The sequence below is a fragment of the Alcaligenes sp. genome (assembly GCF_050255915.1).
GTDB classification, from domain to species: Bacteria; Pseudomonadota; Gammaproteobacteria; order Burkholderiales; family Burkholderiaceae_B; genus Alcaligenes; species Alcaligenes aquatilis.
On the sequence record NZ_JBFWIQ010000010.1, the window covers coordinates 120,091 to 135,911 of the forward strand.

13 protein-coding genes are annotated in these 15,821 nt (G+C 56.4%); 6 read left to right on the forward strand and 7 right to left on the reverse strand.

The window, feature by feature from the left end; translation table 11 throughout:
* Positions 1 to 11 precede the first annotated feature (11 nt).
* The 4 genes from AB7E06_RS13825 to AB7E06_RS13840 are packed head-to-tail and all read right to left on the reverse strand — an operon-like array spanning position 12 to position 3,940.
* Complete coding sequence (locus AB7E06_RS13825; RefSeq protein WP_094197798.1) at positions 12 to 581, reverse strand: hypothetical protein; 570 nt, start codon at positions 579 to 581, stop codon at positions 12 to 14.
* On the reverse strand, positions 574 to 1,845 hold the full coding sequence (locus tag AB7E06_RS13830) for an SAM-dependent methyltransferase (RefSeq protein ID WP_094197797.1): 1,272 nt from the start codon (positions 1,843 to 1,845) through the stop codon (positions 574 to 576). Before AB7E06_RS13830 ends, AB7E06_RS13825 begins: the two co-directional genes overlap by 8 nt.
* Positions 1,842 to 2,594, reverse strand: a complete 753-nt coding sequence (locus AB7E06_RS13835; protein ID WP_094197796.1) for a DUF1365 domain-containing protein — start codon at positions 2,592 to 2,594, stop codon at positions 1,842 to 1,844. The genes AB7E06_RS13830 and AB7E06_RS13835 overlap by 4 nt, the downstream gene beginning before the upstream one ends.
* Complete coding sequence (locus tag AB7E06_RS13840) at positions 2,591 to 3,940, reverse strand: NAD(P)/FAD-dependent oxidoreductase (protein WP_094197795.1); 1,350 nt, start codon at positions 3,938 to 3,940, stop codon at positions 2,591 to 2,593. Before AB7E06_RS13840 ends, AB7E06_RS13835 begins: the two co-directional genes overlap by 4 nt.
* Before the next feature lie 143 nt (positions 3,941 to 4,083).
* On the opposite strand from AB7E06_RS13840, the gene AB7E06_RS13845 reads away from it, so the two are divergent.
* A complete protein-coding gene (locus AB7E06_RS13845; protein WP_094197794.1) occupies positions 4,084 to 4,740 on the forward strand; it encodes a TetR/AcrR family transcriptional regulator in 657 nt (218 codons plus the stop codon).
* A 53-nt stretch (positions 4,741 to 4,793) separates the two neighbouring features.
* Here the strand turns inward: AB7E06_RS13845 and AB7E06_RS13850 are convergent, their stop codons facing one another.
* A complete protein-coding gene (locus tag AB7E06_RS13850; RefSeq protein WP_094197793.1) occupies positions 4,794 to 5,258 on the reverse strand; it encodes a nuclear transport factor 2 family protein in 465 nt (154 codons plus the stop codon).
* A 173-nt stretch (positions 5,259 to 5,431) separates the two neighbouring features.
* On the opposite strand from AB7E06_RS13850, the gene AB7E06_RS13855 reads away from it, so the two are divergent.
* Positions 5,432 to 6,235: a formylglycine-generating enzyme family protein gene (locus AB7E06_RS13855; protein WP_427957324.1), complete on the forward strand. Its 804-nt coding sequence runs from the start codon at positions 5,432 to 5,434 to the stop codon at positions 6,233 to 6,235.
* A gap of 8 nt (positions 6,236 to 6,243) precedes the next feature.
* Here the strand turns inward: AB7E06_RS13855 and AB7E06_RS13860 are convergent, their stop codons facing one another.
* Positions 6,244 to 6,942, reverse strand: a complete 699-nt coding sequence (locus AB7E06_RS13860; protein ID WP_094197791.1) for a Crp/Fnr family transcriptional regulator — start codon at positions 6,940 to 6,942, stop codon at positions 6,244 to 6,246.
* On the reverse strand, positions 6,935 to 8,476 hold the full coding sequence (norR, locus tag AB7E06_RS13865; RefSeq protein WP_427957326.1) for a nitric oxide reductase transcriptional regulator NorR: 1,542 nt from the start codon (positions 8,474 to 8,476) through the stop codon (positions 6,935 to 6,937). The genes AB7E06_RS13860 and norR overlap by 8 nt, the downstream gene beginning before the upstream one ends.
* Before the next feature lie 306 nt (positions 8,477 to 8,782).
* Between norR and AB7E06_RS13870 the strand changes: the two genes are divergently transcribed.
* The 4 genes from AB7E06_RS13870 (at position 8,783) to AB7E06_RS13885 (ending at position 15,820) form a co-directional block, all read left to right on the forward strand.
* A complete protein-coding gene (locus tag AB7E06_RS13870) occupies positions 8,783 to 11,062 on the forward strand; it encodes a nitric-oxide reductase large subunit (RefSeq protein WP_427957328.1) in 2,280 nt (759 codons plus the stop codon).
* Between the two features lie 265 nt (positions 11,063 to 11,327).
* Positions 11,328 to 12,167: a p-hydroxycinnamoyl CoA hydratase/lyase gene (locus AB7E06_RS13875; protein WP_094197787.1), complete on the forward strand. Its 840-nt coding sequence runs from the start codon at positions 11,328 to 11,330 to the stop codon at positions 12,165 to 12,167.
* 89 nt (positions 12,168 to 12,256) lie between these two features.
* Complete coding sequence (locus tag AB7E06_RS13880) at positions 12,257 to 14,380, forward strand: acetate--CoA ligase family protein (protein ID WP_427957332.1); 2,124 nt, start codon at positions 12,257 to 12,259, stop codon at positions 14,378 to 14,380.
* Between the two features lie 69 nt (positions 14,381 to 14,449).
* Positions 14,450 to 15,820, forward strand: coding sequence for a spinster family MFS transporter (locus AB7E06_RS13885; protein ID WP_094197785.1), 1,371 nt, complete (start codon positions 14,450 to 14,452; stop codon positions 15,818 to 15,820).
* Position 15,821 lies beyond the last annotated feature (1 nt).

Below are 15,821 nucleotides of genomic sequence, written 5' to 3' on the forward strand. Positions count from 1 at the left end.
TCGTGCCTTTCTTAGCGTTTACTCAGCAATGCCGCGCGCAGACCGGGCGCCGACGTTTGCTCAGACAGCCAGATTCCAAAAAACAGGCGCGCGTACTCTGCGTCCTGAATACGTGCAGTCTCGCGTCCATTGTGGAAAAAACGTACATCGCCGGCCCCGTCGGTTACCCCCAGCAGCCGATCCTGAGCCAGCACATCAGGAAAGGCCTTTGTCATCAGGAGCAACCATTGGCGTGCCTGTTGTTCAGAGAAGCTGCCGACACGTCGCATTTCGGCTATTGAGCGCTCGGCAATTGCCTCTCCTTCCAGCTTGCGGTCGTAGATCAGTTCCAGTGCGAAAGGCTGGCGTGCATACTGTGCTGGCTCGAAGTCCGGCAGCGCCCACAGGCGCGCCTCGTAAACCCGCAGTCCAAAAAAGCGCATGGGGCCGCTGCCAAGCAAATGGGCAGCGGGCAGGGTGGAGCGCAGCTCCTGGGGGGCAGCCGGTGTGGCCGCCAAGACAGTATTGGTCATGGCAGTAAGGGTAGGAGCGAGAAGACTGATGCCCCAGATCAGGGTTTTGCGTCGTCGAAGATCAGGCATGGTCGGGCCTTCTCAATGTGAACTGGACCACATCGGTGTTGCCCATATCAAAGGCAGCCTCGCAGTAGGCCAGATAAAATCGCCAGATGCGTACAAAGCGTTCGTCAAAGCCCTGGCTTCGTACAGCATCGAGCTTGTGCTCGAAAGCCTGACGCCAGCGCCTGAGCGTTTCGGCATAGTCCTTGCCAAAGCTCATCTTCTTGACTATTTCCAGGCCTGCTCGTTGCGCCTCGCGCTCGAAGGCCGTGACACTGGGCAACAGTCCTCCCGGAAAAATGAACTGCTGAATGAAGTCGGAAGAGTGCAAATAGCGCTCAAAAAGGTCTTCGCGCAGGGTGATCGATTGCAAGCAAGCATGGCCCCCCGGTTTGAGGCAGTCATGTAAGGTCTGGAAGTAGGTGCGCCAGTATTCATGTCCGACCGCTTCAAACATTTCAATGGACACAATGGCGTCGAATGGCTGCGCCGCGTGTTCGGCAGCTAAGTCCCGGTAGTCCTGATAACGCAGATCCACCTGTGTTTGCAGGCCTGCTTGGGTGATGCGCTGCGTGGCCCAGTGAAGTTGTTCACGCGACAAGGTCACACCGCTGACCTGTGCGCCGAACTCCGTGGCCGCTGTCTGGGCAAGTGCCCCCCAACCGCAGCCGATTTCCAGCAGGCGTTGACCTGGTTGCAGCCTTGTCTCGCGCAACGCACGTCGTATTTTGTTCTGCTGGGCCTGCTCCAGATCTGCCTCTTGCAAGGCGCTGCCGCTGAGACCTTCAAACCACGCAGAGCTATAACTCATGGTCGGATCCAGCCACAGCTGATAAAAATCGTTGCCCAGATCGTAGTGGGCATGGATGTTTTTGGCGCTGCCTGCCCGTGTGTTGCGGCGAAGCATATGCCGTAGCCTGAAGCCCAGACGGCCCCACCAGTGACCATATACCAGTTGCTCCAGGTGGTCGCGGTTGTCGATGCACAGGCGCAAGAGTCCGCTAAGGTCGTCACTGTCCCATAGGCCGTCTATATAACCTTCGGCAAAACCAATATCGCCCGAGCTTAGAACGCGCTCCAGCGCTTCCCAGTGCTTGATTGTGCAGCGTGCGTCTGCATCCGGGGCGCTCTGTTTGGGGCAATGCCGCAGTTGCCCATCGGGCAATTGAAGCTCCAATTGGCCATGAGGCAGATGCGTCAACAGCTTCAGGACGCGGTTCGCGCTAGGTGGCAAGACGCGTTTTGCATCGGCGGACTTGCGCAAGAGGGTGGCGGTGCTTGTATTCATCGTGTGACAGAGCGCTTGGGCGCTGGTGGTTTGCGATGGAAAGGAAGCCGCTTTGCCCACAGGCGCAGTGCTTGCCAGTGGATGCGGAAAATGACCCCAAGGGTCATGAGCGGCGTGCCAAAAAAGGCCCGGCGCACGGTCGTGGTGCTCAAGGGATGCAACACTCCTTGAACGCCCGTACGCAGCACGGGGCCTGCGTCGTCGTAAAGATCAATGAGTGCCAGGTTGGCGCGGTCACTGCGTTTGAAGCGGAAGCGATACTCTCCCTGAGTCTCGCAAAATGGAGACACATGAAATTGCTTGCTGGCCACTTGCTCACAGTCCCAGTCCAGATCCGGTCCGGCAAGAAGATAGGCATGGCGCTCACCAAAGGTGTTGTTGACCTCAGCCAGAATCGCCGCCAGCGAGCCGTCTGCCCGATGTGCGTACCAAAAGCTGACGGGCTTGAAGACATAGCCCAGGACACGGGGGAAGGTATGCAACCAGATTTCCCCATCGGCGTCCTGTATGCCTTCTTCTTGCAGCAAGGCCTCGAACCAGGCCAGAGCGTCATTGCTGCCGTCGCCGTGATCACTATCGTGAAAACTGATCCAGCCGCGCCGATTGCGACGTAGCACAGCAACGGGGTGCTCACGCAGGCTGCGCATGGGAAGCAGCAGGAAATAACCGGGGTAACGAAAGGCGTGATCGACCGGCCGTAGCCGGCGGTGCCAAATATGGCCAAAGCCAATAAGAGGGACGGTGCTCATACCGTTTCCTCCTCGTTGATCTCGATGGGGGGCGCTGGCTGTTTGTGCTCAAGAGACAGCAGGACCTTGTCGGCCGCATTCAGGCCAGAGCGCAATCCGTCCTCATGGAACCCGTAGCCACACCAAGCGCCGCAAAACCAGGTGCGGCGTTGGCCTTGCAGTTGCTCGACAAGCGGTTGTGCCTGGATGGCGGCCTGGTCAAAGACCGGATGGTGGTAGCCAATACGGGCATGCACCTTGTCCGGGTCTATTGGGCGGGCTGGATTCAGGGAAACCAGCACGGCTTGTTGCCAGGGCAGGGGTTGTAATCGGTTGATCAGGTAGTGGAGGCAAACCCCCGCCTCTTCTGAATTCACGCAGGAGGCGCGCTCGTAGTTCCATGCCGCCCAAGCCGCTGTGCGTTGTGGCAAGACGGAGGTATCGGTATGCAAAACCGCTTCATTGGCCTGATAGCGGATGCTGCCCAGTACGGCTTGTTCCTGTTGTGTCGCGTCTTTGCCAAGCAAGTGCAATGCCTGGTCACTATGGCAGGCCAGTACGATTGCATCGAACTGTTCCGACCCGTGGGGCATTTCTACTAAAACCCCCTGTGGCAGGCGTTTGAGGCTGAGCACCGGGGTATTCAAGCGTGTTTCATGGCGACCGTCTTGTTGCAGCCGTTCAATCATGCGACGCACATACTGTTGCGATCCCCCTCGAACGGTGTGCCACTGAGGCCGATTAGTGATCTGTATCAGCCCATGATTGTGGCAAAAGCGAATCAAGGTAGTAACGGGAAAACGCAGCATTTGATCTGTCGGGCAAGACCAGATACTGCCAATCATGGGTAGTAGATAGTGGTGGCGAAAGGCGCTGCTAAAGCCGTGCTGATCAAGAAAGGTTTCTATCGAGGCACTGAGCTGCGACTCGACCTGGCGCTGGGCAATGTCCGTGGTCAGACGATTGAAACGCATGATCTCGAGCAGCATGCCAATGAAGCGTGGGCGCAGCAAATTTTTGCGTTGTGCAAAAACCCCGTTCAAGGAGCTGCCGCTCCATTCCATACCCGGTCTGCCGTGGGCGTCGGGCACCTGCACTGAAAAAGACATTTCGGACGGTGCCGTTTCCACATCCAGCTCTTTGAACAGTTGCGTGAGCATGGGGTAGGTGCGGTGATTGAATACGAGAAACCCGGTATCTACACCATGACAAATTCCGTCCAGGCTTAGTTGGACGGTATTGGCATGTCCGCCGAAATAGCTGTTTGCCTCGATCAAGCACACGCGATGAGAGGTCTGCGTGCTGGCCAGACGAAAGGCAGCGGCCAGACCGGAAATGCCCGAACCTATGACAGCGATACGACGCATGGCAGCTCCTTGAGTATTGCTATAGTGCTCAATAGACCATAAGGATTAAAATGTGAACTGCTTAGTTCAAACTATAAACCCTAAATATTATTTTTGCACTATCTAGTGTTCAAGATAGTCCCATTCGTCCTAAAATGTGATGTATGAACGCTCGATCCTCAATCAAACAACAAATCCAGCGGGTGCGCGAAGAAGCTATCGTGACCGCTGTGAACCGGCTATTGGCTACCAAGGGCTACGACGCCATGACGGTCGACGAAGTTGCCGCCGAGGCGGGCATGGCCAAGGCCAGCCTGTATAAGTTATTCACGTCAAAGGAAGAACTTGCTGCGGCCGCAATGGTTGGTGTCTTGGATCGCGCCTTGGCTTTTGTGGACGAGTTGCGTAGACAGGCCAAGAGCGCGGCTGACTTGGGTGCGCCGATTGCAGCAATCGATCAGCTCAAATCAGTGGTGCGCTGGACGATGCACACCCAATTGCAAGGGGAAATGCCGTCGTTGCCCGCGCAGAACTCGAACCTTAGCACCTCGCTCCAATCGAATGACGAGTATATGGATCGTCTGATCGCCTTGAGTAATCGTCTGAGCACCTGGATTATCGAGGCACAGACAGCAGGCGGCCTCCAAACGGGTCTGCCCGTTGAGCTTGTGCTCTATACCCTATTTGCGCGCGCTTGCGATCCTGTGGTGGGTTTGCTCAAGGAGTCCGGCCAGTACACCCATGAGCAAATCATTGAATGGGTGACCAGCACCACGTTTGATGGTTTGGCAGGATCTGGCCTGAAGCCCCCCACTCCGTAGGGTGATCTCCAAACGCAAGCAGGGGCTTGTGTGTGTTCCGATTGCTTGTTGTCTCAAGAGGTAGCAAGCTTGCGTCGCAGCCAGCGCATCAATACGCCCAGTAGCGGCAGTTTTGCGTAAAGCTCCTCGGCCGCATCCCAATAATCGCGATGATGAGACACCCGTCCCTGTTCATCAAAGGACAGGAACGAAGCCCCCTTGATGCATTGTTCAACGTCCGGCTTCCACCGACGGAGTCGAAAACGGAACTCCCATTCCAGAAAGGCCCGGTGATCTTGGACGATCTGCTGCGTAATGACAAATCGTGGTGCTTGTAGCGCCGTAAACATATGTTCGAAGATGCGTCGAATGGCCGGCACGCCACGCACTTCGTTAAAGGGGTCCTTGAAATAGGCATCAGGCGCGTAACAGGCCTCAAGCTCGGAGAGCCGGTCTGGTGCCAGCTCTTGATAGAGCTGGACGATTCGGCGCACTGCCGCCGCACTATCATCGGAACCTGCGGGCAAGTCAGTCTTCATGGGTGTCAGCCTGAGGATTCAAGGGACGATGAGGAAACAACAAGTATAAGGCTCAAGCAACAGGCCAAAGAGCGGGTTGGATAATTTGACTTCTTATAGACGCTGTTTGCCTTGGAGCAAGGACGCAATGTTCTCGCTACGTTTCAATGGTGATTGTCTCTAGGGAGTTCATAATGCGAAGCCATGTAGTGGGATACGTGCTGTTAGTGGCCATATTGGCCGGATGTTCGGCTGGCGAGTCCAGCAATCCGTCCGCTTTGCCCGAGCTGGTGGAAGTGGCTGGCCCGGCACGTGAGCTCATGCAGGCTGGCGAGTACTTGCTCGATGGCCGCCTGGTCGCGTCCGATACGGTGATGTATGCCCCGGCCCCGACCCTGAAAGCGATGAAATATCAAGTCAGCCAGTACGAGTACGATCAGTGCGTTCGTGCAGAACGTTGCAAGGCTGCAGACGCAGTGGGTCGAGGGCAGGCCAAGAATATGCCGGTTGTCGGGGTGAGCTGGCAGGATGGACAGGATTACGCTGCCTGGTTAAGCGAGCGTACAGGCAAGACATTCCGTTTGCCGCAGTATCTGGAATGGAGCTATTTCGCCGATCAGAAAGTACCCGAATCGGCGCAGGGTGGGCTGGATGAGAATGAGCAGGCCGCTTTGTGGCTGCAGGAATATCAGGAAAGCTACAAGCGCAAACAGGAGCAAGAGGTGCCCTTAGCGCCCTTGGGCCAGGGCGTGGCCAATGCTTATGGGGTATTTGATGCCGGTGGGCAGGTGGCCGAATGGACCAATACCTGCCACGTACGGGTACACCGCATCAGCATGCCTCGTGCAGAATCACGCCTGGAAAACTGCGGTGTACGCACCTTGGGGGGCGAGCATATTGCGGTGATGCCCGACTTTATCCGCGATCCTAAAACCGGGGCGTGTTCGGTTGGTGTGCCACCGCGTTATCTGGGGCTGCGTCTGGTCACTGACGATTAGGCTGGCACTTAGCCACGCTCCAGAACGGCTTGTGCAAACTTGTCCAGGTCTGCAATCGTAATTTGTTTGCGGCCTGCCAGAATCAAGCCCTGGTGATCCCAGCTACTGACGACACGGCTGGCCGTGTACAAGGTGGTCCCGGCCAGGTCAGCCAGATCTTGCCGGGTCACCGGAATGCTCAAGGATGTGCCTTGTGCGCCGCTTTGGCCCACTTGGCGAATCAAACGCAGCAGGCTGTGAGCAAGCCGCTGCTCCACTTCCAGACTATGAATTTCCAACAGGCGATCATCCGCATCGCTGAGTCGTTGTGCGACGGTATCTTGCGCAGAATTGAGCAGGCACGGAAAGCGTTGCGTCAGGCTGTCCCAGGATTTCTCCGGCCAGGCCAATGCCGCGCTGGTGGTCACGCTGATAGCGGTAGCCGGGTAGTTGCGGCGGCGCAGTGCTGGGGCAATGCCAATCACATCGCCCGGTAAGGCAAAACGTACCAGCAGTTGCGAGCCATTGGGCATGGTGCGCACGACTTTGATCAGGCCTTGGAGCAGGACGAAAAAATGGTCGCTGCTTTGTTCCTGGCGAAAGACCTGGCTGTCCTTGTCGTAGTGGATCAGGCGTCCTTCTTGCCACAGCTCATCGATGCCGCTTGCGTCCAGCGTGGAGAAAACGGGCAGGTTGGCTAACAAGGAGGGGTAGGAGATGTCAGTCATCACTTAAGCTTTCTGAGCGGGTTTTTAGCCCTAGTTTGCTGGCCAGCTTGTGTAGATTGCTGGGGTCTATGCCTAGCTGCCGGGCAGCCTGGCTCCAGTTACCGGTGGTATCCTCCAAAGCCTGTCGGATCAGTTGACTCTGTAGTTGCTCAACGGACTGACGCAAGGATTGGCGGGGGGGATCAATCGCCATACTGGTCGCTGTGACAGGCTGGTGGATAGAAGGTAACAAATTGAGATTATCAGCGCTAAGTGTAAATATTTGGTTACGTTCTGGCGTGTCGACCAGCAGGCGGATAGTTGCCCGGCTGATCAAATGTTCCAATTCACGAACATTACCCGGCCAATGATAAGCCAGTAAAGCGGCTTCTGCGTCGGGAGACAAGCGAATTCCGCGTAATCCCAAACGGGATCGGTTGATTTCCAAAAAATGGCCTGCCAGCAGCAAGATGTCCTGATGGCGCTCGCGCAGGGCAGGGATGGTAAGTGGAAAAACCGACAGGCGGTGAAACAGGTCCGCCCGGAAACCGCCTTGGGCGATCTGCTGACTCAGGTCACGGTTGGTGGCGGCAACCAGACGCACATTCAGCTTGATGGGGTGGTCCGCCCCCAAGCGTTGAATCTCGCCATTCTGCAAGGTACGCAGCAGTTTGGCCTGAATCGTCAAAGACAACTCACCGATTTCATCCAGAAACAGGGTGCCGCCCTGAGCCGCTTCAAAGCGCCCGGCGCGATTTTCATGCGCCCCGGAAAAGGCCCCCTTTACATGTCCAAATAATTCGCTTTCCGCCAAAGACTCGGGCAGGGCAGCACAGTTCACGTAGATCAAGGGACTGTTGTGACGTGGTGAGCGTTGATGCAGGCGCTGTGCAAACAGCTCTTTCCCTACCCCCGTCTCGCCCAGTAAAAGTACAGGCAGCTCTGAGGAGGCCACCGTGTCCAGCAACTGAATGACTTCCTGCAGCGGTTTGCTGTTGCCAATGATGGCGGCCGAGTTATGGCGTGACAAATAATCGGGCGGCAAGGTGGAGAGCAGTCGTAGACTGCGGTTCTCTTCTTCCAGTTCGCTGATGCGGATCGCGCTCTCCAGCACCAGGCACCAGTGCTTCAGTTCTATCAGCATGGAGGTTGAAAACGTCCCTGGCCGCAAGGCATCCAGCGTCAGAATGCCCCAGGGTGTGCCCTGGGCTTGCAAGGTAATCCCTACGCAATCGTGTACCGGCAAAGGCTGGCCCAGTTTGTCATCAAGCAAGCCGTCGTAAGGGTCGGGCAGGCCACAGTGGGGTTCAAAGCGGGTCAGGTTGGATGAACTCAAAATTCGGTTCAAACGGGGGTGGTCTGCAATCACGAAGTGACGCCCCAGGGTGTCATGGCCCAAGCCGCTGGCTGCAACAATACGCAATACGGTGTCATCCAGTTTCAGCAAACCCGCTGCATCACAGCCAAAGTGCCTAGCCAGCAAATGCACCATGCGCTGTAGACGTAAGGGCCCGGGAATCTCGGTGGCAAGGTCGGCAATCAAAAGATCTAGCATGGGTGGAAAATACCCTTATGGTGAAAAATACCCAGTTTTGTTGGGGTAGTTTATACCTAGGATGGTGGCAAACCATTGATCTATGTCGTCTTGGACTTGGCACGGTCTTTGCTTTAGAGGTCTTGTCATACATTTTTAAGGACTATGACATGACCCCCGACTTAGCAGAACATCGCTACAAGGCGTGTACTTCGGTCCGTCCCCCGTTCCGGGGCCGTACCCAAACAGGTTTTGACCAGGTAACTGGGTCCTGCCAGGACCTGTTTGGATTGGGTCGTTTGATTCATCAGCGAGACGGAGAAGAAAATGCGTAGCTATAAAAAACTATGGTGGTCCCTGGTGGCAGTCACCATGGTCACCTTTGCCATCCTGGGATGGACAGGTGTGGAGGTGTATCGTCAGGCACCCCCCATGCCGGCCAAGGTAGTCACACCGGATGGCCGTGAATTTACCTCACAGGAACAGATACATCGTGGCCAGTCCGCCTGGCAAAGTACCGGCGGTATGCAACTGGGCTCGATCTGGGGGCACGGGGCCTACCAGGCACCGGACTGGAGTGCCGACTGGTTGCACCGCGAGGCTCTGGCCTGGCTGGATTTGGCTGCCCAGCAAACCTACTCGCTGAACTATGATCAGCTGACATCCAGTCAGCAGGCCACCTTGCGGCAGGAACTGCAGGACGAATACCGTCCTAACCGCATTGATGAAGCGACGGGCGTGCTGCAGATCAGTGAACGTCGCGCCAAGGCCATCGACACTACCTCCCAGTACTACATTGACCTGTTTGGTGACGCGCCCGAGCTGAAATCCAGCCGCGAGAGCTTTGCCATGAAGGACAACACCTTGCCAGAGCTGCAGCGCCGTCAGGACATGACCCGCTTTTTCTTCTGGCTGTCCTGGGCCACGGTAACTGATCGTCCTGGCACCACCGTCAGCTATACCAACAACTGGCCGCACGAGCCCTTGGTGGATAACTATCCTTCCACGGCCAATATCGTCTGGTCCATCGTCAGTATCGTGCTCTTGCTGGCCGGTATTGGCCTGCTGGTCTGGATCTGGGCCTTTACGCACAAAGAAGAGGAAGCCCCTGTTGCCCCGGCTACCGACCCGGTTCTGGCTTTCCGCCTGACCCCTTCACAGCGTGCCCTGAAAAAATATGCCTTCCTGACGGTTGCCCTATTTGTCATCCAGGTTTTCCTGGGGGGCTTTACCGCACACTACACGGTTGAAGGCCAGATGTTCTATGGCATAGACGTGTCGCAGTGGTTCCCTTATTCCCTGACCCGTACCTGGCATATTCAGGCAGCTCTCTTGTGGATTGCCAGTGGTTTTCTGACCGCCGGCTTGTTCCTGGTGCCCTTGATTAACGGGGGCGAGGATCCCAAGTTCCAGCGCCTGGGTGTGGACGTCCTGTTCGGTGCTCTGGTTGTGCTCTTTATTGGTTCTTTTGCCGGTAACTTCCTGACTATCAAAAACATCCTGCCTCCCGAGCTGAACTTCTGGTTTGGTCACCAGGGCTACGAATACCTGGATCTGGGGCGTTTCTGGCAGATCATCAAGTTCATTGGTCTGGCTTTCTGGCTGTTGCTGATGCTGCGTGGCATGTGGCCTGCCTTGCGTCGAGACAAGGGCGACAACCACTTGCTGGTCCTGCTGACCATCTCTACCGTGGCCATTGGCCTGTTCTACGGGACTGGCCTGTTCTACGGCGAGCACACCAATATCACCATCATGGAGTACTGGCGCTGGTGGGTGGTTCACCTGTGGGTTGAAGGTTTCTTTGAGGTCTTTGCCACGGTTGCCATGGGCTTTATCTTCCTGACCTTGGGTCTGGTTTCCAAGCGCAGTGCCACCATTGCCGGTCTGGCTGCCGCCTCGCTGTTCCTGGTTGGCGGGGTGCCGGGTACCTTGCATCACATGTACTTCTCGGGTACGACCACTCCGATCATGGCCATTGGTGCTTCTTTCAGTGCGTTGGAAGTGGTGCCTTTGATCATGTTGGGTTACGAAGCCTTCCATAACTGGAAAATGCAGAAACAAGCCGGCTGGATGAGCGATTTGCGTTGGCCCGTCATGTTCTTTGTGGCCGTGGCCTTCTGGAACATGCTCGGTGCTGGTGTGTTTGGTTTCCTGATCAACCCACCCATCTCGCTGTACTACATTCAGGGTCTGAACACGACACCACTGCATGCACACGCTGCCTTGTTTGGTGTGTATGGCTTTCTGTCTCTGGGCTTTGTCTTGCTGGTGGTACGTTATATCTCGCCCGAGGTTCGCTATAACGACCGTGTGATGAGCTGGGGCTTCTGGGCGCTGAACGGTGGTCTGGTGCTGATGATGTTCGTCAGCTTGCTGCCTGCCGGGATTATTCAGGCTTGGGCCAGCATTTCGGAAGGCATGTGGTACGCCCGCAGTGAAGAGTTCATGCAGCAGCCCATCCTGCAATCTCTGCGTTGGTGGCGCACCTTGGGTGACGTCGTCTTTATTGCCGGTGCCTTGATTGTGTTCCAGCAGGTTTGGGTACGTATCTCTGCACGGCGTCGGATAACGCCGGCCAATGCAGTCGGTGCCATCAAAACATCCTGATTTTTTTTACTGGCGCTCTCTTTTTCTATGAGAGCGCATCGACAAGAAAACCGCCTTCGGGCGGTTTTTTTTATGTTGGAGGGACTGCTGTGCTCCGAGTACGAACGCCAAGCTGGTGGCCGTTTTGTCAGGCTGTGTGGATTGTGTTTGCGAGCACCTAGGGTTAACGCTGTATTGTGATGATCAATAATAGTTATTTATCATAATAATTATTGATTCAAATTAATTGGATAGAAATCCAGTTTCACAAGAGCAAGGAAGGCTGATGAATATTGAACGCACAGAAGAGCAAACCGTGTCTTGTACGGTAGAGAACCGTATCGCCTGGGTGAAATTCAATCGACCCGAAAAACGCAATGCCATGAGTCCGCAACTGAATCGTCAGATGATGCGTGTACTCGATGAGCTGGAGTTCCGTGAGGACGTGGGTGTCGTGGTGCTCAGTGGCGAGGGCTCGGCTTGGACTGCCGGCATGGACTTGAAAGAGTATTTCCGGGAGACCGAGGCCACAGGCCTGGAAGGGACGCGCAAGGCGCAACGTGAAAGTTACGGTTGGTGGCGCCGGTTGCGTTGGTTTCAGAAACCGACGATTGCGATGGTCAATGGCTGGTGCTTTGGTGGAGGCTACGGCCCCTTGTTTGCCTGCGACCTGGCGTTTGCCGCTGATGAGGCCACGTTTGGCCTGTCTGAAATCAACTGGGGTATTTTGCCCGGTGGTGGTGCCTCGAAGGTTGCGGTCGAGCTTTTGTCGTTCCGTAATGCGATGTATCACGCCATGATGGGTGAGAACATCGACGGGCGTACGGCAGCCCAGTGGGGGCTGGTCAATGAGTCCTTGCCCTTGGAGAGCTTGCAAGAGCGCGTGACGCAGGTTGCGCAAACCTTGCTGCAAAAGAACCCGATTGCCTTGAAGGCCACCAAAGATGCCATTCGTCGTGTGCGGGAAATGACTTACGACAATGCTGAAGATTATCTGGTGCGAGTTCAGGAAGCAGCCAACAGTTTCGATAACGAAGGCCGCAAAGAGGGTATGCGTCAGTTCCTGGACGATAAAACATACAAGCCTGGCCTGGGAACCTACGACCTTTCCAAACAAAAAGCCTGATAAACGGCACAGCAGGGGAGGCAGCCTCCTTGGTCTGAAGGAGAGCTGACATCACCCAATGGGAGACAACAGTGATAAGGACACAGAGGGTGGCCGCTCAGCGGCCGGATATCGGACGGCTGTTAAAGCCCGGTTCCATTGCTATTGTGGGCGCGTCTGCCACGCCCGGCGCACTGGGTGCATCGGTACTGGGTAATCTGGAACGCAACGGTTTTGCCGGTGAGATTTACTTGATCAATCCCAAGCGCGCCCAGATAGCAGGCCGCCCTTGCCTGGCATCCGTTGAACAGCTTCCTGACGGAGTGGATGTGGCTGTCTTGGCGATTCCACAAACGGCCGTCCTGGATACCATTCGTGCGCTGGCCAAGCGGCGTGTCGGTGCGGCGATCATTTTCTCGGCAGGTTTTGCCGAGGCCGGAGAGCAGGGCCAAGCCGAACAAAGCGAGATTGCTCGAATCGCGACTGAGGCAGGCATGGTGATTGAAGGGCCTAACTGTCTGGGGAGCATCAATTATCAGCAAGGTGTGCCACTGACGTTTGTGCAAGTGGATATTCGCGACAAGACCTGCGCGCAGCAACCGTGCATCGGGGTGGTGTCGCAAAGCGGTGCCATGATGACGGTGCTGTGCACCACCTTGTCCAGCCGTCACTTGCCCTTGTCCTACGCCGTCTCAACGGGCAATGAGGCGGCCAGTGTTGCGGAAGATTATGTGGAGTTCTTGCTGGAACAAAGCCATACCCGCGTTATTGCGATGATTGTCGAGCAATTTCGTCATCCAGAGCGCATGCTGGCAGCCGTGGCCCAGGCACGTCGTCAGGGCAAGACGCTTGTCCTGCTTCATCCAGGCAAAAGCAGTGCGGCTCGCGCTTCTGCGGCCACACATACCGGGGTTCTGGCTGGCGACTACTCCTTGATGCGCACCAAGATGGAGCGTGCGGGTGCTGTTTTTGCAGAAACACTGGAAGAGCTAGGTGATATCGCCGAGATTGCCATTCGTTGTCCGGCCTTGCCGGCTGCGGGCGTAGCGGTTCTGGGAGAGTCAGGCGCCTTCAAAGCCTTGACCCTGGATTGGGCCGAGGCCTTGCAACTGGATCTGCCGGTGATCAGTGACCAGGACTCGCCGCAGCTAAGGGCGGTGTTGCCCGGTTTTGTGGGTGTGAGCAATCCCTTGGACCTGACGGCACAAGGTTTGGTCGATCCGGACCTCTATTACCGTACCTTGACGGCGTTGCTGGAGGACGAACGCTTCTCCACCCTTGTCATTGGTCTGATTCAGGGCGATGCGGTGACCTGCGGCATCAAAATGCCCCCGGTGCTGCGAGCCATACACGATTTGCGTCCCCGTAAAGCCGTGGTGCTGGCCGGATTGGATGAGGGGGCGGCTGTCCCACCCGAGTTCATTGAGCAACTGCGCAGCCTGGGCGTTCCGTATTTCCCCAGTACCGAACGGGCCTTGCGCGCCGTGCAACGGTTGACAGCGTTGCAAGCACGCCGTTTTGAAAGCAGTCACAGTGAACCCAAAGCCTTAGCTTTGCCGGCAGATCGCACCGTTGTGCCTGAATATCAGGCCAAGCAAATCCTGGCCCAAGCGGGCATACCATTTGCTCGTGGAGAACTGGCTACTAGCCTGGAGCAGGCGGTAGAGACCGCCCAGGCGCTGGGTTGGCCTGTTGCGCTCAAGGCTCAGTCTGCGCAGTTAAGCCACAAGAGTGATGCAGGCGGTGTCATTCTTAACGTTGGCGACAGGCCATCTTTAGAGCAAGCCTGGACGCGTCTGCATGCCAATGTGGCCAACTACGACGGCAATATTGTCCTGGATGGTGTGCTGGTAGAGGCCATGGGACGGCGTGGCCTGGAGATGATTGTAGGGGCGCGTCAGGACCCGCAATGGGGGCCGGTCATTTTGGTAGGTATGGGAGGAGTTACGGCGGAAATCATGCGTGATGTTCGTCTGCTGGATGCTGATCTGTCCGTAAGGCAGGTATTGCATGAGCTCGATCAGTTGCAGGCAGCGGCCTTGTTGCATGGCTATCGAGGCTCCCCCAGGCTTGATCGTGAGGCATTGGCCGAGCTGATCGTCCGCCTCGGGCAGGTGTTGCGTGGCACGCCTGCTATTCGTGAAATAGACCTTAATCCGGTGATTGTGTTGCCCGAAGCTCAAGGTGTGCTTGCATTAGATGCCCTGATGCTGATTCAGGGTCAAAGCGGCTGAGGTCCACCAGGGCTGGCTGTTCATGCCAGCCCATTTAATTCCTTTCTCCATCCTTCACAGGAGCTTGCCTTGAGCCTGCCTTATTTGCCGGGCCGTGTACGCGTGCCCGTTTCCACCGAGCCTTCGACCTTGGGCTATGCGTATTACGTCACGATTGTCTTATTGCTGGCCTATACGCTGTCCTTTGTGGATCGCCAGATCTTGGGCCTGTTGGTGCAGCCCATCAAAAAGGATCTGCATCTGTCAGATTGGATGTTCAGTATTGTTCACGGTTTTGCGTTTGCCATTTTCTATACGTTTGTTGGGATTTTTCTGGGCCGCTTGGCAGACCGCTGGAATCGCCGCAACCTGATTGTGATCGGAATGGTGGTGTGGGTGTTGGCCACTGCTGCAGGGGGCTATGTGACTGGTTTCGCATCGCTTTTTGTCGCCCGCATGTTCGTGGGCATTGGCGAGGCCGCCCTGTCTCCGGCCGCCTATTCTATGTTGGCCGATTACTTTGCGCCCGAGCGCCGGGCCCGTGCCATGAGTATTTATACATCGGGGGTCTATATAGGATCGGCGACTGCCTTCATTGTGGGTGGGCTGGTCATTGAGGCGACCAGCCAGTCAGGGACGCTGGTGTTTCCGCTGCTGGGCAGCTTCAAACCCTGGCAGGCGGCCTTCATCTTTGTGGCCTTGCCCGGTATCCCCATTGTTCTGCTGATGCTAACGGTGCGGGAGCCGGTGCGGCGGGGCCTGAAAGAGGCCAGCCCAACCGCGCGTGCCGGATCGGCTTGCGCCCCGGATTGGCGCTATGTGCTGCGTCATAAACGGGCCTACTTTCCACTGCTGCTGGCTCCGGGGCTGACCGCCATGATCACGTTTGGCGTCACGGCCTGGCTGCCCGCTACCTTTATCCGCCAGTGGGGCTGGACTCCGGGTGAAATTGGCCCAGCTTACGGGGTCATTATTTTGACATTTGGGATTGGGGGCATGCTGGTCAGTGGCTTTCTGGCTGATCATCTGACCGCACGCGGCAAGCTGGTAGGCTCGATCCTTATTTCCTTGATCGCCACCAGCGTTCTGATCGTGACTGGCGTGGCGCTGGCCTTTGCCCCTTCTGCTGAGTTTGCGTTGGTAGCGGTGGCAGCAACGACCTTCTTTCTGGGGATGCCCGTTGCCTTGGCTCCTCCTATCTTGCAGGCGATTACGCCCAATCAATTGCGGGGACAGGTCACGTCGATTTATCTGCTTCTGATCAATTTGATTGGCTTGGGCATGGGCCCGTTTCTGGTCGCTTTTTTCACGGACTTTATTTTTTATGACGAGCAGAAAGTAGGGTTGTCATTGGGTTTGGTCTCAGCCTTGGCGGCCTTGCTGTCAGTCGTGTGCCTGGCCCGGGCGATTGGCCCTTATCGTCAATTGGTCGCCGGTTTGGCGCAGCAAGAGAGGATTTAAG

What these genes read in the sequence shown, in the direction of transcription:
- AB7E06_RS13825 (WP_094197798.1), bottom strand. Translation starts at nt 581, where the DNA reads ATGCCTGATCTTCGACGACGCAAAACCCTGATCTGGGGCATCAGTCTT.
- AB7E06_RS13830 (WP_094197797.1), bottom strand. Translation starts at nt 1,845, where the DNA reads ATGAATACAAGCACCGCCACCCTCTTGCGCAAGTCCGCCGATGCAAAA.
- AB7E06_RS13860 (WP_094197791.1), bottom strand. Translation starts at nt 6,942, where the DNA reads ATGACTGACATCTCCTACCCCTCCTTGTTAGCCAACCTGCCCGTTTTC.
- AB7E06_RS13870 (WP_427957328.1), top strand. Translation starts at nt 8,783, where the DNA reads ATGCGTAGCTATAAAAAACTATGGTGGTCCCTGGTGGCAGTCACCATG.
- AB7E06_RS13845 (WP_094197794.1), top strand. Translation starts at nt 4,084, where the DNA reads ATGAACGCTCGATCCTCAATCAAACAACAAATCCAGCGGGTGCGCGAA.
- AB7E06_RS13840 (WP_094197795.1), bottom strand. Translation starts at nt 3,940, where the DNA reads ATGCGTCGTATCGCTGTCATAGGTTCGGGCATTTCCGGTCTGGCCGCT.
- AB7E06_RS13855 (WP_427957324.1), top strand. Translation starts at nt 5,432, where the DNA reads ATGCGAAGCCATGTAGTGGGATACGTGCTGTTAGTGGCCATATTGGCC.
- AB7E06_RS13850 (WP_094197793.1), bottom strand. Translation starts at nt 5,258, where the DNA reads ATGAAGACTGACTTGCCCGCAGGTTCCGATGATAGTGCGGCGGCAGTG.
- AB7E06_RS13835 (WP_094197796.1), bottom strand. Translation starts at nt 2,594, where the DNA reads ATGAGCACCGTCCCTCTTATTGGCTTTGGCCATATTTGGCACCGCCGG.
- AB7E06_RS13875 (WP_094197787.1), top strand. Translation starts at nt 11,328, where the DNA reads ATGAATATTGAACGCACAGAAGAGCAAACCGTGTCTTGTACGGTAGAG.
- norR (WP_427957326.1), bottom strand. Translation starts at nt 8,476, where the DNA reads ATGCTAGATCTTTTGATTGCCGACCTTGCCACCGAGATTCCCGGGCCC.